This is a genomic window from Mixta mediterraneensis (assembly GCF_014946725.1).
Taxonomy (GTDB): domain Bacteria; phylum Pseudomonadota; class Gammaproteobacteria; order Enterobacterales; family Enterobacteriaceae; genus Pantoea; species Pantoea mediterraneensis.
The window spans coordinates 229592-247300 of the sequence record NZ_JACFXY010000003.1 but is presented as its reverse complement, the minus strand read 5'-3'; the positions used below and the strand labels follow the sequence as shown (position 1 = coordinate 247300).

The window sequence follows — 17709 nt, the reverse complement described above, 5'->3', positions numbered from 1 at the left end:
CTTATTTGCTGTCCTTACCGACATGCAGAATGGCAAGGAATGCTTCCTGCGGCAGCTCAACGTTCCCGCCCTGCTTCATTCGCTTCTTCCCTTCTTTCTGTTTCTGCAACATTTTTTTTTTACGGCTAACATCACCGCCATAACACTTGGCGAGAACGTTTTTACGCAACTGTTTAACCGTTGAACGAGCAATAATGTGGTTGCCGATTGCCGCCTGAATCGCAATATCGAATTGCTGACGTGGAATGAGCTCTTTCATCTTCTCAACCAGGTCACGGCCACGATAAGGCGCATTTTCACGGTGGGTAATCAACGCCAGCGCATCAACACGTTCAGAGTTAATCAGAACGTCAACGCGCACCATGTCAGAGGCTTGAAAACATTTAAAGTTGTAATCCAAAGAAGCATAACCGCGCGACGTTGATTTAAGACGATCAAAGAAGTCGAGCACTACTTCGGCCATCGGAATATCATAGGTCAGAGCGACCTGATTGCCGTGATAAACCATATTGGTTTGCACGCCGCGCTTCTCAATACAAAGCGTGATGACGTTGCCCAAATATTCCTGCGGCAGCAACATGTGACATTCAGCGATTGGCTCACGCAGTTCTTCAATATCGTTTAGCGGCGGCAGTTTAGACGGGCTGTCAACATAGATGACTTCGCCGCTGGTGGTTTCCACTTCGTAAACAACCGTAGGTGCGGTGGTGATCAGATCAAGATCATATTCACGCTCCAGACGCTCCTGAATGATTTCCATGTGCAACAGACCAAGGAAGCCACAACGGAAGCCAAAGCCCAGCGCAGTGGAGCTTTCTGGCTCGTAGAACAGGGAAGCATCGTTCAGGCTCAGCTTACCCAGCGCATCACGGAAGGCTTCGTAATCATCAGAACTGACCGGGAACAAACCGGCGTAAACTTGTGGCTTCACTTTTTTGAAGCCCGGCAAGGCTTTATCTGCCGGATTACGCGCGCCGGTTAAAGTATCCCCTACTGGTGCGCCGAGAATATCTTTAATCGCACAGACCAACCAACCTACTTCGCCGCAGTTCAATTGCGTGCGATCAACCTGCTTGGGTGTGAAAATACCCAGCCGATCGGCGTTATACACCTGACCAGTACTGAGCACTTTAATCTTGTCACCCTTACGCATAGTGCCGTTTTTAATACGTACCAACGACACCACACCGAGATAGTTATCGAACCATGAATCAATAATTAATGCCTGAAGCGGTGCTTCAGGATCGCCTTCTGGTGCGGGAATGTCGCGCACCAGGCGCTCCAGCACCTCCGGCACGCCAACGCCAGTTTTTGCCGAGCAACGCACTGCATCAGTCGCATCAATACCGACAATATCTTCGATTTCCTGGGCTGCCCGATCAGGGTCAGCAGCCGGCAGGTCAATTTTGTTCAGGACCGGCACTACTTCCAGATCCATCTCAATCGCTGTATAGCAGTTTGCCAGGGTTTGCGCTTCTACGCCCTGTCCGGCATCTACCACCAGCAATGCTCCTTCGCAGGCAGCCAGTGATCGTGAAACTTCATAAGAGAAGTCTACATGTCCAGGGGTATCAATGAAATTGAGCTGGTAAGTTTCGCCGTTTAACGCTTTATAATCGAGAGTAACGCTTTGCGCTTTAATGGTAATACCACGCTCACGTTCCAGATCCATAGAATCCAGAACCTGCGCAGCCATTTCGCGATCGGTTAAGCCACCACAAATTTGAATCAAGCGGTCAGAGAGCGTCGATTTGCCGTGGTCAATGTGCGCGATGATGGAGAAATTTCGGATGTGCTTCATTTATATGAATATCTTCACGTAGAAAATCAGTTGAAAACCTGAGCACAGACACATTCAGGAAGATCGCTCTTTACCCACAATCCTGTCAGCCTCATTAATGACGACGCATATTACACTGTTAATGCCGCGCATAAAAGAATGGAACGTAGTGGAATCACAACAGTTTGTGGCGAGAAGGGAACATAACGAAGGCCACAATCACAGCGCGGCCTGAGTGAGAATTACGCTTCGCTTTCAACGCGCAGCGCATCAGGTGGTAAAGCGACGTTGAGAATGACCGGCTGGAAGGTTTCGCGATCGCCAAATTTCATCGATACGCCTTTCGCGACAATAAATCCACCTATACCACCTAACAACGCACCACAGGCTGCTGCCAGATCGCTATGGAAAAATGCCTGAAAAATGCCAGCAAACAGAAACAGGCCAAACAGCGGCGTCATATAAACCAGTAACGCCGAACCAAGCAGGCTGCTTTCTTTGATACCCAGCTCAATACGCTGACCGGGCGCCAATGGCTTGCTGCTGGCAATCTGCATCACATGCGCGTCTTTTGGGCCAAGCTTATTCAGCATATGGCTGCCACAGCCTTTGCGCGCCGAGCAGCTGTTGCAAGAAGTTTTCGCTTCAGTATGCAGCGTAGCAATACCATCCTGCCATGCCACCACTGTGGCCCACTCTCTCATCATTTTTGTGACCTTAAATCGATGCTGTCCGCAATGCGTTTTGCTGTCGAGGGGGGTAACTCTCCAACGACCGTAATTTCATTATTATTACGCAAAATCGTTTGTACGGTACGACGTCCAGTGCGCAATGTCTGTGTAGTGCTGCTTTTATCCGCCGGGGTAATATTAATCGCAAAACTAAACAAGCCATCGCTGTAGAGGCGCGTCTCCATACCTTTGTTCATGGTCGGAATATCGCGACGATTTTGAGATACTAATGACATGCCAGCGGGTAACCAACCAGGTTGCCAGGTTAGCGTGATCTTGTCGTCTTTTGGCACCGATAAGGTGGGCGGCAGATTGGCTTTTTCTAAGCCCTGCATTAAGTTGCGCACGCCTTCATCAACGGCAAAGCTGATTACTCTGAATTGCTCAAGCGTTTCACCATCGCGATCCAATAAATCAATACGCAGCGGTAGTTTAGTATCTACATCCAGCCACACAACATAGCTGTAGCGGGTGCCATCGCGCGATACAATGCGCAGCACATCGCACATCTGATCGGCAATACGGGAACGCCCAACGGTAATAAATTCGTAAGTACTGGCAAGTTTTGCGAAGTTGGCAAAAATCACTGACGGCAGTGCATCAATAATATGGTTGCCAGGCAATGAGAAAGGGTCGAGACCGGGTTCAAAATAGCTAATATCGCTGCCACGCTGAATAACTTCACGGCGTGGACCATCCATCTGCAACAATTGTGCAAATACCCGGTTATCAACCACAGCGTGGCGATAACGCAGCGACTCAATGCCAATACGGGAAATATTGATGTAAGCAAATTCGTAATTGAGGTTCTGGCTTGCCTGCTCCATCTTCTGTAACAACGCCCCAGACGCAGACGTTTGCGCCGGGGCGGTAGAGGACCAAAGCAGGCTGCCTGCCAGCAGGCTAACGGCGCACCAAAGCTGCTTCATTACTGCTGTTGAATTCCTAAGGACTGATTGCCGGGAACATCTGCCTGCGCTTGTTTAGGCACATCTGATTCAAACTGCAATTGATCAGCATGTAAACGGCGCTGAAGTTCATAATCCTGCAGCATAGCGTTTACACGACGACGCTGCTCCTGAACCTGCTGATTCGCGCTATTGGTATCAAAAGCATCAGAGGGTACGCCTAAACTCACTGGCGATGCTTTTCCCATCATTGGTAAGGTATTAAAAACCGGAGAATCCGAGGATTCAACGTTACTGCCGTTAGGTTGATTGTAATGCTGAACACCAACGATGACCGCCAGAGAAACACAAGCCGCAACGCCAACCTGCGTCAGTTGCGCTGCCCAGGGCCGCGCTTTACGCCAGAATGGCATTTTTTCCCAGCGAGACGGTTCTGGCTGCGCTTCAGGAATCAGCGTAGTGACTTTACGCAGCGGCTCTTGTTCGATGGCAGCAGCTACGCGCGCAGAAATATCGAAATGCAAAGTATCGCCAACATCGCCGCGCAGGGTATCGCGGATCAAATGATAGCTTTCCCAGCTTTTCTGCAGATCTGCATCTTTTGATAACGCGGAAAAAAGCTCGTTATCAAGCGTCTCACCATCCATTAAAGCGGAAAGTTTTTCTTTCTGCATGCCTAAATACCCTTCCAGTAGCCGTTATCACTGACGTTGGATAAGCGGTTGAACTTTATTATCAATAGCCTCTCGTGCACGGAAGATACGTGAACGAACAGTACCTACCGGGCAATCCATGATGGCGGCAATTTCTTCGTAACTCAGCCCGTCCAGTTCCCTGAGAGTGATTGCCATACGCAAATCTTCAGGAAGCGCCTCAATGGTACGAAAGACGATTTGTTTCAGTTCTTCTGACAACATTAAGTTCTCAGGGTTCGAAATTTCTTTTAGTGCACCCGCACTTTCGAAATTTTCTGCATCAATCGCATCCACATCGCTTGATGGCGGACGACGCCCCTGCGCAACCAGATAATTTTTAGCGGTATTGACCGCAATTCGATAAAGCCAGGTATAAAAGGCGCTATCGCCCCGGAACGAATCCAGCGCGCGGTAAGCTTTAATGAAAGACTCCTGAACTACGTCAGGTACATCGCCCGACGGAACATAGCGTGAAACTAGGCTCGCCACTTTATGCTGGTAACGAATCACCAGTAAATTGAAAGCCTTTTGATCTCCTTTCTGAACCCGTTCAACGAGGATCTGATCCGTTAACTGCTCGCTCATCCGAGGTAATATCTCCCCAAATTCATTTCTAATGCGTAAAGGAACTGCCAGCACATCTCATTATTCTGAGCAAGCATGCACTTAGAGTTGCGATGTGGCGTTAAGTTCACTTATCGCCCTGATTTTTACCGCTCCGCTGCAGGTAAAACAGCCTGTTTGGTATCGTTCACTATCACAGAGCCTGAATCGCTGGCAGAGTAACTCATGACAACGGCTTTTTCATCTTTAAATCCTTACCCGCAAATAAGCGTGGCTTAAAAAGCTTGCTTAAGCCGCTCGAATTTAACTTACTGAAATAAAAATCATTTACCAAAAAAGCACTCTCCCGCGTCGATTATTTGTTCAAAATACTTCACAGAATTAAGTGTAGCGCTTATGCTCGACCCATTCTTGTTTAGTAAATTAAACATTATGAAAATGAATTCACTTCCTGATTATCAGTGCGATGTCATGATTGTAGGCAGCGGCGCAGCAGGATTGTCGCTGGCGTTACGATTAGCTCAGCATTATCAGGTCATCGTATTGAGCAAAGCACAGGTTAACGAAGGATCAACGTTATATGCGCAGGGTGGCATCGCGGCAGTTTTTGATGAAACCGACAGCATCGATTCACATATTGAAGACACATTGATCGCCGGAGCCGGTTTATGTGATCGGGAAACTGTGTCGTTTATCGCCAGCAATGCCCGACACTGCGTGCAATGGCTGATTGACAGTGGCGTGGCCTTTGATCTTGATCCGCAGGCCGCGGGTGAAATGCGTTATCACCTGACGCGAGAAGGCGGCCATAGCCATCGTCGTATTCTGCACAGCGCTGATGCTACCGGGCGTGAAGTTGAAACCACCTTAGTTAGCCTGGCCTTAAATCATCCCAATATTCGCATTCTCGAACGCACCAACGCGGTTGATCTGATTCTTTCTGACAAGCTCGGTTTACCTGGCCCACGTCGAGTAGTTGGCGCGTGGATCTGGAACCGTAATCGTGAACAGGTTGAAACCTGCTGCGCACGGGCGGTGGTGCTGGCAACGGGCGGTGCGGCAAAAGTTTATCAATACACCACCAATCCCGATATTGCGTCCGGCGATGGCATTGCAATGGCCTGGCGCGCGGGCTGTCGTGTTGCCAATCTTGAATTTAATCAGTTCCATCCGACCTGCTTATTTCATCCACAAGCGCAAAACTTCCTGTTAACAGAGGCGCTGCGCGGTGAGGGAGCGTGGCTGGTTCGGCCTGATGGCACGCGCTTTATGCCTGATTTTGATGGGCGAGGTGAATTAGCGCCGCGTGATATAGTGGCCCGCGCTATCGATCATGAGATGAAACGGCTGGGTATGGACTGTATGTATCTGGATATTAGCCACCAGCCCAGGGAATTTATTCGCGCTCATTTTCCAACTATTTACGAAAAGTTGCTGACCTTTGGTTTTGATCTGACCAAAGATGCGATTCCCATTGTTCCCGCAGCACATTACACCTGCGGCGGCGTCGTGGTTGATCAGCAAGGGCGTACTGATGTGAAAGGCTTATATGCGATTGGCGAGGTGAGCTATACCGGCTTGCACGGTGCTAATCGCATGGCATCGAACTCCTTGCTGGAATGTTTAGTTTATGGCTGGTCAGCGGCTGAAGATTTAATCCATACGCTACCTGACACAGAAGCGGTTGAAATGTTGCCCATCTGGGATGAAAGCCGTGTAGATGATGCGGATGAGCGGGTTGTGATTCAACATAACTGGCATGAGTTACGGCTGTTTATGTGGGATTATATGGGCATCGTGCGGACGACTAAGCGTCTCGAACGAGCGCTGCGTCGCATTAAACTGCTACAGCAAGAAATTGATGAGTATTACGCCCACTTCCGTCTGTCCAATAACTTACTGGAATTGCGCAACCTGGTTCAGGTTGCTGAGTTAATGGTGCGTTGTGCGCTGGAACGAAAAGAGAGCCGCGGTTTGCACTTCACCCGTGACTATCCCGATTTATTGCCGGAAGCGTTACCGACGATCTTGATCCCTGATCATCACATGAACAGGTAAAAATCGCGCGTCAGGCTGCACCAGTTTTCTGAATAGCGGGTATCCTCAGCGCGGATGGCGAGACGCTCCAGCACTGTTTCTCCTGCGCTGGGTGAAAAACCTAACAGTACGCGATGAGGCAGGCGATTCGCATATTCCGCCACATCAAAGCGGAAACGTAAATGCCATCCCGCCTCTAACGCCAGCTCAATAAACGCCTGCCCTACCGTTTCAGGCAGCACGATACAAAAAAATCCTTCTTCTTCAATTAATAGCGCTGCGCTGCTCAACAAGGTTTGATGGTCGAGCGTAGAAGTAGAACGCGCGCTATCACGTTCAGGACTGGAGCAGGCTACGCCGGGCGTAAAATAAGGAGGATTACTGACAATCAATGAATAACGCTGCTCGTTATTTTCTGCCCAGGTGGCAATATCCTGCTGGTGAATATGAATACGCGTTGGCCAGGGCGATTGCTGCACGTTTTCAAATGCCTGCTGGGCGGCTTGCGCATCCAGTTCAACTGCATCGATCTGCACCGTTTCTGCCGTGCGTTGAGCCAGCATTAACGCAATTAATCCGCTTCCACAGCCAATATCTAAAATGCGTTTTACATTGGCGACAGGCGCCCACGCCCCTAATAAAATGCCGTCGGTGCCAACTTTCATCGCACAGCGATCGTGCGCGACAAAAAACTGCTTAAAAGTAAAACCATTCTTCTTTAACTGTGGCCGGCCGTGCGGCTTGTCCTGCATCATTCTCTGCTACCATTCATTTTTTCTGCCATACAACAGCGCATCAGTGTAACGTGGCGTGGTCTTGAATTCACGCGACAGACGATGCCCGATGCTGCGGATGTGGATTAACAGATGAAGATTATGTCTGATCTGTCTATAATCAGCGCCCCAAACTGAGGTAGACCATGACCGTAACCACATTTTCCGAACTCGAACTCGATGAAAGCCTGCTAGAAGCGCTGCAGGAGAAAGGCTTCGTTCGCCCGACGGCGATCCAGGCCGCTGCCATTCCGCCCGCGCTGGAGGGCCGCGACGTGTTGGGTTCGGCACCTACCGGGACAGGGAAAACCGCTGCGTATCTGTTACCGGCGTTGCAACATTTGCTCGACTTTCCACGCAAAAAATCAGGCCCGCCGCGTATTTTGATTTTAACGCCAACGCGTGAACTTGCTATGCAGGTAGCCGACCAGGCGCGCGAACTGGCGAAACATACGCATCTCGACATCGCGACTATCACCGGCGGGGTTGCCTATATGAACCATGCCGAAGTGTTCAGTGAGAACCAGGATGTGGTTGTTGCAACTACTGGCCGTTTACTGCAGTACATCAAAGAAGAAAATTTTGACTGCCGCGCAGTGGAAACGCTGATCCTTGATGAAGCAGACCGCATGTTAGATATGGGGTTTGCACAGGATATTGAAACTATCGCGGGCGAGACGCGCTGGCGCAAACAGACACTCCTGTTTTCCGCGACGCTGGAAGGCGAGAATATTAAAAGTTTCGCTGAGCGTTTGCTGAATGAGCCGGTCGAACTTGAGGCTGATCCAAGCCGCCGCGAGCGTAAAAAAATTCAACAATGGTATTACCGTGCTGACGATCTGGAGCACAAGACCAAACTGTTAGTCCATTTGCTGAAGCAGCCAGAAGCAACGCGTTCAATTGTTTTTGTACGTAAGCGCGAGCGCCTGCATGAATTGGTCAGTTGGCTGCACGAGGCGGGGATTCGTAGCAGCTATCTTGAAGGCGAAATGGTGCAGGCAAAGCGTAATGAAGCGCTAAAACGCCTGATCGATGGGCGAGTAAACGTATTGGTGGCCACCGATGTGGCAGCGCGCGGTATTGACGTTGATGATGTCAGCCACGTGTTTAACTTCGATATGCCTCGTACCGCAGACACGTATTTGCACCGTATTGGCCGTACCGCACGTGCTGGACGTAAAGGCACGGCTATATCACTGGTTGAATCACACGACCACATATTACTGGGTAAGATTACCCGGTACGTCAACGAGCCAATAAAAGTTCGTACCATTGATGAACTGCGCCCTTCAACGCGTGCACCCAGCGCTAAAGTGACCGGTAAACCCTCGAAAAAAGCCCTTGCGAAGCGGTCAGAAAAGAAAGAAAAAGAATCTGAAAAACCACGGGTTAAAAAGCGTCACCGCGACACGAAAAATATCGGTAAACGCCGCAAGCCAAGCGGTACGGCGACATCCTCCGATAAAGCAGGATAAATCATCAGTCATACAAAAAAATCGCCTGTTGCGGGACGATTTTTTTATTTCAGCGTGAGTTAATAGCGCATTAAGCATAACGTGAAGTGCTAACTGCCGAAAGTGTAAACAGGTGCTGGTTAGATTTTCACGGTATAGATATATCTGCTTAATTAAATTGAAAAAATATGCTGCGCAAGTCTTGTCTTTTTTTCAGCAAACTCTCAAAAGCATCTGACACCTTTTATTTTACATGCTTTCTGTAAAAGTGCGGGTAATTACGTCACGCTGCTGTTCCGGTGTCAGCGCATTAAAACGCACAGCGTAACCAGAAACGCGGATGGTCAGTTGCGGATAGTTCTCTGGATGTTTAACTGCGTCCTCAAGGGTCTCACGGCTCAATACGTTCACGTTTAAATGCTGGCCACCTTCTACATGTACCTGTGGTTTCATTTCTAACGGCACTTCACGATACGCAAATTCGCCTAACTCTTTTATCGCTACAACCTGATCTTCCTTATAACCCGCTTTTGCGCACAAAGAGCGCGCTTCTGCTTTCTCCTCGTCCAGCAACCAGAAAGAGTTGAGGAGCGCTGAATTATTGGTTTGAGTAATCTGGATTCCGGTAATCATGATTGAGCCTCCACGGCAATGCATCAGCTCTTGCCAACGCAGTAAATAATTTAAGTTGAAGCGTTGGTATAACATTTGGAATCTGGCCAGGTGTTGACCTGAATCAATTCCGTTTAGCTGATGATCATGATCTTCTGTATCCCGTTGATTTACAGCCGTCTGTCAACTTAACTTCTGTTGTGATTTTAAAAAATATTTACGCTTCAGCTCTTATCTCAGAACAGCTAAGCTTAGTAAAAGTGTTTTTTTAGGGAGTTAAGCATGGCCGAAAAGCTAACCTGGCACGACGTGCTGGCCGAAGAAAAAGAGAAACCGTATTTCGTAGAGACGTTAAAACTGGTTGCCGATGAACGTGCAGCAGGAGTAACGGTTTACCCGCCGCAAAAAGATGTTTTCAACGCTTTTCGCTTAACCGAACTGGGCGATATTAAAGTCGTTATCCTCGGGCAAGATCCTTATCACGGCCCGAAACAGGCGCATGGCCTTGCATTTTCAGTATTGCCGGGTGTACAGATCCCCCCTTCTTTGCAGAATATCTATAAAGAGCTACAGCAGGATATTCCTGACTTTGTAAAACCTAATCATGGATTTCTTGAAAGCTGGGCCAGACAAGGTGTGATGTTGTTAAATACCGTTTTGACCGTTGAAGCAGGCAAAGCGCATTCACACGCTCGTTTTGGCTGGGAAACGTTTACAGATAACGTTATTGCGGCAATTAACCAACACCGGGAAGGCGTGATCTTTTTATTGTGGGGTTCGCATGCGCAGAAAAAAGGAAATATTATCGATCGCCAGCGTCATCATGTTTTGACGGCACCGCACCCTTCTCCGCTGTCAGCACATCGGGGCTTTTTAGGCTGTCAGCATTTCTCAAAAACGAATGCTATTCTCAGCGAAGCAGGAAAAGCACCCATTGACTGGACGCCGGTTCTACCCGAATAGCTGATCGGTCAACGGCCGCGTTAATGCGCGGCCGTATGGTAAACGTCAGGTGTTAGTTCAGCCTTTCGCTTTGGCTACCGCCACCATCGCCGGACGTAACAGGCGACCGTTTAGGGTATAGCCGCGCTGCATCACTAACATCACATGATTCGGCGCGAAGTCGTCAGATTCCATCATCGACATAGCCTGATGCACTTCCGGATTGAACGGAACGCCAGTTTCACCGACCACTTCCACACCAAATTTACGCACCGCACCCAGCAGCGATTTTAGTGTGAGTTCGATGCCTTCAATCATTGACGCCAGCTGCTCATCTTCTTTATTCGCCACTTCCAGCGCACGTTCAAGACTGTCAATCACTGGCAGCAGTTCGTTAGCAAATTTTTCTAACGCAAATTTGTGCGCTTTCTCCACATCCATCTCAGCACGACGACGAATATTCTCAATCTCGGCTTGCGCTCGCAGTTGCGCATCACGGACGCCAGACTGAGATTGCGCTAATTCAGCTTCGAGTTGGGCGATACGCTCATCACGCGGATCCACCTCAGTTGCTGTCTCCGCTTCCTGTGGTTGCTGCTGATCCTGCTGAATTTCATCTGAGACTTGCTCGTTCGGGGTGTTCTGTTCTTTACTACTCATGAATTTCTCCGCGTTTTGCACATTCATTTCGCTGGTTGGCTTATTATGGGGATCGGTTTAGCGGTTTCAAGGGAACCCATCACATTGCCTTGCCGTTTTGGCTTATGAGGAACACCCACTACATGAACAAACACTTTAACTGCATTGGTATTGTGGGTCATCCACGTCATCCTACTGCGCTTACAACGCATGAAATGCTTTGGCGTTGGCTGACAGCCAAAGGTTATCAAGTGATCATCGAGAAGCAAATCGCGCAGGAACTTTCATTACACGATGCGCAAACCGGTACGCTTGCAGAGATTGGGCAGCAAGCCGATCTGGCCGTTGTGGTAGGCGGTGATGGCAACATGCTGGGCGCAGCGCGCGTACTGGCGCGTTATGATATTAAAGTGATTGGTATCAACCGCGGCAACCTGGGATTCCTGACCGATCTTGACCCTGATAATGCGCAACAGCAACTGGATGAAGTGTTACAGGGCGATTACTTTGTAGAAAGCCGTTTTTTGCTGGAAGCGCAGGTATGCCGGGAAGCGTGTTCTCCCCGCATTGGTAGCGCGATCAATGAAGTCGTTCTTCATCCCGGCAAAGTCGCGCATATGATTGAATTTGAAGTATATATCGATGAAACCTTCGCCTTTTCACAACGCTCAGATGGCCTGATTATCTCAACACCCACCGGTTCTACCGCCTACTCACTATCTGCTGGTGGTCCGATATTAACCCCTTCGCTGGATGCTATCGTTTTAGTGCCAATGTTTCCGCATACCTTATCGGCCCGTCCTCTGGTGATAAACAGCAGCAGTACCATCCGCCTGCGTTTTTCTTCGCGACGCAGCGATCTCGAAATTAGCTGTGACAGCCAAATTGCTTTACCGATTCAGGAAGGAGAAGAGGTATTAATTCGGCGCAGCGAAAACCATCTCAACTTGATCCATCCTAAAAACTACAGCTATTTCAACACACTGAGTTCTAAACTGGGCTGGTCAAAAAAATTATTCTAAAAATCCGCACGCCCTCTTTACTGGATAAAAAACCAGTTTATACTGTATAGAAAACCATATCTGTTTTTCTATACAGGTGATTCTATGCTGGCACAACTGACCATCAGTAATTTCGCTATCGTTCGTGAGCTCGACATTGATTTTCAACGTGGTATGACAGCAATTACTGGTGAAACCGGCGCGGGTAAGTCCATTGCGATTGATGCACTGAGTTTATGCCTTGGCGGGCGTGCTGAAGTCGATATGGTGCGGCAGGGCGCCAGCCGTGCTGATCTATGTGCCCGCTTCCAGTTAAAGTTCTCGCCTTCTGCACAGCATTGGCTAAAAGAAAATCACCTTGATGATTGCAATGAATGCCTGCTGCGCCGCGTTATCAGCGCTGATGGACGTTCACGCGGTTTTATTAACGGCACAGCCGTTCCCCTTTCTCAGCTGCGCGATCTAGGGCAATTACTGATCCAGATTCACGGTCAGCATGCTCACCAGCTGTTGCTTAAAGCCGATCACCAAAAACACCTTTTAGATGCCTATGCAGGTCATGATGAGCTGCTACAGCGTATGCGCGAACATTATCAAACCTGGCATCAAAGCTGTCGGACACTGGCACAACATCAGCAACAGGCCCAGGAGCGGGAAGCGCGTCGTGAGCTGCTCCATTATCAACTAAAAGAGCTGAACGAGTTTGCGCCTCAGTCGGGTGAATATGAGCAAATTGACGAAGAGTACAAGCGGCTGGCTAACAGCGGCCAGCTTCTTTCTACCAGCCAACAAGCGTTGCAACTCTTAGCTGACAGCGATGAAACCAACCTAAACAGTTTACTGTACAGCGCACGTCAGATGCTGTCAGAGCTGGTCACTCTCGATGATAAAGTCGCTAGCGTATCAAATCTGCTTGAAGAGGCGGCCATACAGTTAAGCGAAGCCAGTGATGAATTACGTCATTATTGCGAGAGTCTTGAGCTTGACCCAAACCGTTTATATGAACTAGAGAAGCGTATTTCACGCCAGATTGCGCTGGCACGCAAACATCATGTCACGCCGGAAGGCTTGCCTGAGTTGCATCAGCGATTGCTGGCAGAAGCGGAGCTGCTTTCACAGCAGGAAAGCGATCAGGAAAGCTTACAAAATTTAGTGACCGGACACTATCAGGCAGCACTGCATAGCGCAGAACAGTTGCATCAACAGCGCGTGACTTTTGCGCATGAATTACAACTGCTGATTACGCAAAGCATGCATATGCTGTCAATGCCCCACGGTCGTTTTACAATTGAGTTAATGTTTAATCCTGACCAGCTAACGGCAGAAGGTGCCAGCCGTGTTGATTTCCAGGTCACGACCAATCCGGGCCAGCCTTTGCAGTCGCTGGGCAAAGTGGCTTCTGGCGGTGAACTGTCACGTATCGCACTGGCCATTCAGGTTATCACCGCAAAGAAAATGGAAACGCCAGCCATGATTTTCGACGAAGTGGATGTGGGTATTAGCGGCCCAACCGCCGCTGTGGTTGGCAGGTTGTTACGTCAGTTAGGCGAATCCACTCAGGTCATGTGCGTTACGCACTTGCCACAGGTAGCTGGCTGTGGTCATCAACATTTCTTTGTCAGCAAAGACACTGATGGCGCGATGACGGAAACGCATATGCAGCCCTTAGACAAGCGTGCACGTCTGCAAGAACTGGCGCGTTTACTCGGCGGCAGTGAAGTCACACGTAACACGCTTGCCAACGCTAAAGAACTTTTAGCCGCCTGAGAAGGCACTTTTTTAACACAGCGCGGTCATATGCATGCTCTGTAAAGGTTCCCAATAGCGTAAAGGTTTATTATCATCGGCACCTTATGTCGCCAAAGTAATAAAGCCTGCCGCAAGCAGAGTTCAGATTTTGATGGCAAGAAAACAGCCTGTTGAAAGGCGTTTAGCCCCAGAAAAGGAATGTATAGATGCGCTGTAAAACGCTGACTGCCGCGGCAGTGGTAATGTTAATGATGACCGCCGGATGTTCCACTTTAGAGCGCGTGGTTTATCGACCAGATATTAATCAGGGAAATTACCTGGTTGCCAATGATGTGGCCAAGATTCACACCGGCATGACTCAGCAGCAGGTTGCTTACACGCTCGGTACGCCGATGATGAAAGATCCTTTCGGCAGCAACGTTTGGTACTACATTTTCCGGCAGGAACCCGGACACGAAGCTATAACACAGCAGACTTTAACGCTTAACTTCGACAGTAATGGCGTGCTCACGAATATTGATAACAAGCCGAGTTTAACCAAGACGAACGGGTAATCTCAGGCCACAGTCCATAAAAAGGCGCCTCTCGCGCCTTTTTTCTCTGTATTTGAGCCAGCTTGCGTTCAAGTGACTATTTTTTGCTGCTTGCTCGCTCGGCGCGTTGACGGCGCAACTCTTTGGGATCGGCAATCAGAGGGCGGTAAATCTCAATTCGATCGCCTTCTTCCACCCTGTCGCTCAGCTTTACAGGCCGACTATAAATGCCTACCTTATTGCTGCTGAGATCAATTTCCTTGCGTAGTTCAAGTATCCCTGACGCTTCGATGGCTTGCTCAATTGTGCTGCCCTGCTCTACCGTAACATAGCGCTGATACTGCTTTTCGGGCAACGCGTAAACCACCTCAACGGAAATGTCAGGCACGGTAAACCTCTTTGGCGCGCTGTGTGAAAGCCTGGACCATGCTGTTAGCTAACTCTTTGAAGATACGTCCAAAAGCCATTTCTACCAACATGTTAGTAAATTCAAATTCCAGGCTTAATTCTACTTTACAGGCATCATCGCCCAGCGAGACAAAGCGCCAACCGCCAGTTAATTTACGAAACGGCCCGTCCACCAACTGCATATGAATGCTCTGGTTATCGGTCAGCGTATTACGCGTGGTGAAGGTTTTACTGATACCCGCTTTCGACACATCAACAGATGCCGTCATTTGATTTTCTGACGCATCCAGAACGCGGCTGCCGGTACAGCCCGGCAGAAATTGAGGGTAGGCATCCACATCGTTTACAAGTTGGTACATCTGCCCGGCACTGAAAGGCACCAGCGCCGAACGACTAATCTGAGCCATAATGGTTCCTGTTCGTCACAAAACCGCTAAATAATAGCATTTTCAGCGATTAAACAAAAATTCCTCGGTATTGGGGTGTGCTAGAATACCCTGTTTCCTGACCCCCCGCTGGACTGGGGATGCGATAACCGACCAAGTGATGTAAAGTACGCCCCACTATGACAAAGAAAAAATCACACAAACCCGGTTCTGCCACCGTTGCTCTCAACAAGCGCGCCCGTCACGAATACTTCATTGAAGAGGAGTTCGAAGCCGGCATGGCGCTGCAAGGATGGGAAGTAAAATCACTCCGCGCCGGTAAGGCTAACATCAGCGACAGTTATATCCTGCTGCGTGATGGCGAAGCGTATCTGTTCGGTTCAACCTTTCAGCCGCTGGCCGTTGCCTCAAGCCATGTGGTTTGCGATCCTACTCGCAACCGTAAGCTGTTACTGAATCAGCGCGAACTCGATTCCCTGTACGGTCGTGTTAACCGTGAAGGCTACACCATCGTTGCGCTGTCTTTGTACTGGAAAAATGCCTGGTGCAAACTCAAAATTGGGGTGGCACGCGGTAAGAAAGAGCATGATAAACGCGCAGATATTAAAGATCGTGAATGGCAGATGGACAAAGCGCGTATCATGAAAAACTCTAGCCGTTAAACGCTGGATTGGGCTGTTCTTTTTTGCTAATATAAGAAGTTCTTGGGGCTGATTCTGGATTCGACGGGATTCGCGAAACCCATGGTGCATGCCGAGGTGCGGTAGGCCTCGTTAAAAAGCCGCAAAAAAATAGTCGCAAACGACGAAAACTACGCACTAGCAGCTTAATAACCTGCTTAGAGCCCTCTCTCCCTAGCCTCCGCTCTTAGGACGGGGATCAAGAGAGGTCAAACCCAAAAGAGATCGCGTGGATGCCCTGCCTGGGGTTGAAGCGTTAAAACTAATCAGGCTAGTTTGTCAGTGGCGTGTCCGTTCGCAGCTGGCTGGCGAATGTAAAAACTGGACTAAGCATGTAGTACCGAGGATGTAGGAATTTCGGACGCGGGTTCAACTCCCGCCAGCTCCACCAAAATCCTTCGAAGATGATTCCAGAGTCATCCGTAGAAGTCCTGAAAGCCCGCACGGCACAAGCCCTGCGGGCTTTTTTGTGTCTGTAACCTTCCGAGACGATCCGCCTGAATCCGGTGATAATTGGTATACGGATTGGTATACGCTAGAATGTATGCAAATTCCGTATACCAATTCATGTAGGAAATACAGGCATGGCAAGGACTACGCGCCCACTAACCAACACAGAAGTTCTACGCGCTAAAGCAGATGATAAAGATATGACTCTGCATGATGGTGATGGTCTTTTCCTAGTCATCAAAACCAGTGGCAAAAAACTTTGGCGCTTTCGTTATCAACGTCCCGCCACGAAGCAACGGACAATGATCGGTTTAGGTGCCTTCCCCGCCCTTACACTTGCCAATGCCCGCAGCTTGAGAGCGGATTAACTTGCCCTGTTAACTAATGGGATCGATCCGCAAGTACAGGCAGAGGTTGCTGAGGAGCAACAACAGATTGCTCTGGAAAGCGTTTTCTCAACTGTGGCTGCTAACTGGTTCAAACTTAAAAGCAAAAGCGTTACACCTGATTACGGCAAAGATATTTGGCGCTCATTAGAGAAAGACGTGTTTCCAGCCGTTGGTGGAATTCCCGTTCAACAAATTAAGGCTAGATCATTAGTCGAGGCCCTTGAGCCGATTAAAGCTCGTGGGGCATTAGAGACTGTCCGCAGATTGGTTCAACGTATTAACGAGATAATGATTTACGCGGTTAACACCGGCTTGATTGATGCAAACCCAGCATCAGGGATTGGCATGGCTTTTGAGAAGCCAAAAAAACAAAATATGCCGACGTTACGACCAGAAGAACTGCCAAATTTAATGCGCTCCTTGGTTATGTCGAATTTGTCTTTAACCACACGTTGCTTAATAGAATGGCAGCTTTTAACTCTAGTACGCCCTGCCGAGGCTTCTGGAACAAAGTGGTCAGAGATAAACCTCGATGAAAAGCTTTGGACGATTCCGGCAGAACGGATGAAGGCAAAAAGAGAGCACATTGTTCCTTTATCGCCTCAAGCTTTAGGCATTCTTGAACTAATGAAATCTATAAGTTCACATCGAGAGCACGTATTCCCAAGTAGAAATGATCCAAAACAATCCATGAATAGTCAGACTGCTAATGCCGCTTTGAAACGAATTGGATATGGCGGAAAACTTGTTGCACATGGGCTGCGTTCCATTGCCAGTACAGCTTTAAATGAAGCTGGTTTCAATCCTGATGTTATTGAAGCAGCTCTTGCACACAGTGATAAAAATGAAGTTCGAAGAGCATATAATCGTTCAACTTATCTTGAACAACGCATAGGATTGATGAAGTGGTGGGGAGAGTTTACGGTTAACGCTGACAAAGTTATTCGCATAGCCTAATAATTTAGCATAATAGTAAGA

The 17709-nt window shown here is 48.8% G+C and carries 17 protein-coding genes, 1 other RNA gene and 1 pseudogene; 9 read left to right on the top strand and 10 right to left on the bottom strand.

Annotation, left to right across the window (positions count from 1 at the left end):
- Nucleotide 1: 1 nt before the first annotated feature.
- From lepA to rpoE, 5 genes are all read right to left on the bottom strand, one after another.
- Nucleotides 2-1801 (bottom strand): translation elongation factor 4, encoded by a 1800-nt coding sequence (gene lepA, locus H2P46_RS07780; protein ID WP_193404572.1) that lies wholly within the window; start codon nt 1799-1801, stop codon nt 2-4.
- Between the two features lie 221 nt (nt 1802-2022).
- Nucleotides 2023-2487, bottom strand: coding sequence for a SoxR-reducing system protein RseC (rseC, locus tag H2P46_RS07775; RefSeq protein ID WP_193404571.1), 465 nt, complete (start codon nt 2485-2487; stop codon nt 2023-2025).
- Nucleotides 2484-3440 carry a sigma-E factor regulatory protein RseB gene (gene rseB / locus H2P46_RS07770; RefSeq protein WP_193404570.1) on the bottom strand — a complete coding sequence of 319 codons (957 nt, stop codon included), beginning with the start codon at nt 3438-3440 and terminating at the stop codon, nt 2484-2486. The genes rseC and rseB overlap by 4 nt, the downstream gene beginning before the upstream one ends.
- Nucleotides 3440-4093 carry an anti-sigma-E factor RseA gene (gene rseA, locus H2P46_RS07765; RefSeq protein WP_193404569.1) on the bottom strand — a complete coding sequence of 218 codons (654 nt, stop codon included), beginning with the start codon at nt 4091-4093 and terminating at the stop codon, nt 3440-3442. The genes rseB and rseA overlap by 1 nt, the downstream gene beginning before the upstream one ends.
- Nucleotides 4094-4120: 27 nt before the next feature.
- Complete coding sequence (gene rpoE / locus H2P46_RS07760; protein ID WP_193404568.1) at nt 4121-4699, bottom strand: RNA polymerase sigma factor RpoE; 579 nt, start codon at nt 4697-4699, stop codon at nt 4121-4123.
- 375 nt (nt 4700-5074) lie between these two features.
- Between rpoE and nadB the strand changes: the two genes are divergently transcribed.
- Nucleotides 5075-6736, top strand: coding sequence for an L-aspartate oxidase (gene nadB / locus H2P46_RS07755; protein WP_193404567.1), 1662 nt, complete (start codon nt 5075-5077; stop codon nt 6734-6736).
- Here nadB and trmN read toward each other — a convergent pair.
- Nucleotides 6721-7470: a tRNA(1)(Val) (adenine(37)-N(6))-methyltransferase TrmN gene (gene trmN, locus H2P46_RS07750; RefSeq protein WP_193404566.1), complete on the bottom strand. Its 750-nt coding sequence runs from the start codon at nt 7468-7470 to the stop codon at nt 6721-6723. The genes nadB and trmN overlap by 16 nt on opposite strands.
- A 164-nt stretch (nt 7471-7634) precedes the next feature.
- Between trmN and srmB the strand changes: the two genes are divergently transcribed.
- The gene (gene srmB / locus H2P46_RS07745; RefSeq protein ID WP_193404565.1) at nt 7635-8963 is read left to right on the top strand and encodes an ATP-dependent RNA helicase SrmB; all 1329 of its coding nucleotides are present in this window, start codon (nt 7635-7637) and stop codon (nt 8961-8963) included.
- A gap of 228 nt (nt 8964-9191) precedes the next feature.
- On the opposite strand, the gene grcA is transcribed toward srmB, so the two are convergent.
- Nucleotides 9192-9575: an autonomous glycyl radical cofactor GrcA gene (gene grcA / locus H2P46_RS07740; RefSeq protein WP_193404564.1), complete on the bottom strand. Its 384-nt coding sequence runs from the start codon at nt 9573-9575 to the stop codon at nt 9192-9194.
- 261 nt (nt 9576-9836) lie between these two features.
- Between grcA and ung the strand changes: the two genes are divergently transcribed.
- The gene (ung, locus tag H2P46_RS07735; RefSeq protein WP_193404563.1) at nt 9837-10517 is read left to right on the top strand and encodes a uracil-DNA glycosylase; all 681 of its coding nucleotides are present in this window, start codon (nt 9837-9839) and stop codon (nt 10515-10517) included.
- A gap of 57 nt (nt 10518-10574) precedes the next feature.
- On the opposite strand, the gene grpE is transcribed toward ung, so the two are convergent.
- Nucleotides 10575-11156, bottom strand: coding sequence for a nucleotide exchange factor GrpE (gene grpE / locus H2P46_RS07730; RefSeq protein ID WP_193404562.1), 582 nt, complete (start codon nt 11154-11156; stop codon nt 10575-10577).
- Nucleotides 11157-11278: 122 nt separating this feature from the next.
- Between grpE and nadK the strand changes: the two genes are divergently transcribed.
- The 3 genes from nadK (at nt 11279) to bamE (ending at nt 14439) form a co-directional block, all read left to right on the top strand.
- Nucleotides 11279-12157, top strand: a complete 879-nt coding sequence (gene nadK / locus H2P46_RS07725) for an NAD(+) kinase (RefSeq protein ID WP_193404561.1) — start codon at nt 11279-11281, stop codon at nt 12155-12157.
- Between the two features lie 84 nt (nt 12158-12241).
- A complete protein-coding gene (gene recN, locus H2P46_RS07720) occupies nt 12242-13903 on the top strand; it encodes a DNA repair protein RecN (RefSeq protein ID WP_193404560.1) in 1662 nt (553 codons plus the stop codon).
- A 188-nt stretch (nt 13904-14091) separates the two neighbouring features.
- Nucleotides 14092-14439 (top strand): outer membrane protein assembly factor BamE, encoded by a 348-nt coding sequence (bamE, locus tag H2P46_RS07715; RefSeq protein WP_193404559.1) that lies wholly within the window; start codon nt 14092-14094, stop codon nt 14437-14439.
- A 76-nt stretch (nt 14440-14515) separates the two neighbouring features.
- Here bamE and H2P46_RS07710 read toward each other — a convergent pair whose 3' ends face one another.
- Nucleotides 14516-14806 carry an RnfH family protein gene (locus H2P46_RS07710; protein WP_193404558.1) on the bottom strand — a complete coding sequence of 97 codons (291 nt, stop codon included), beginning with the start codon at nt 14804-14806 and terminating at the stop codon, nt 14516-14518.
- Entirely contained in the window at nt 14799-15233 is a 435-nt protein-coding gene (locus H2P46_RS07705) for a type II toxin-antitoxin system RatA family toxin (protein WP_193404557.1), read from the bottom strand. The genes H2P46_RS07710 and H2P46_RS07705 overlap by 8 nt, the downstream gene beginning before the upstream one ends.
- A gap of 158 nt (nt 15234-15391) precedes the next feature.
- On the opposite strand from H2P46_RS07705, the gene smpB reads away from it, so the two are divergent.
- From smpB to H2P46_RS07690, 3 genes and pseudogenes are all read left to right on the top strand, one after another.
- Complete coding sequence (gene smpB / locus H2P46_RS07700; protein WP_193404556.1) at nt 15392-15874, top strand: SsrA-binding protein SmpB; 483 nt, start codon at nt 15392-15394, stop codon at nt 15872-15874.
- A gap of 44 nt (nt 15875-15918) precedes the next feature.
- Nucleotides 15919-16283: a transfer-messenger RNA gene (gene ssrA / locus H2P46_RS07695) on the top strand.
- 193 nt (nt 16284-16476) lie between these two features.
- Nucleotides 16477-17688, top strand: a pseudogene (locus H2P46_RS07690) (integrase domain-containing protein).
- Nucleotides 17689-17709: the final 21 nt, after the last annotated feature.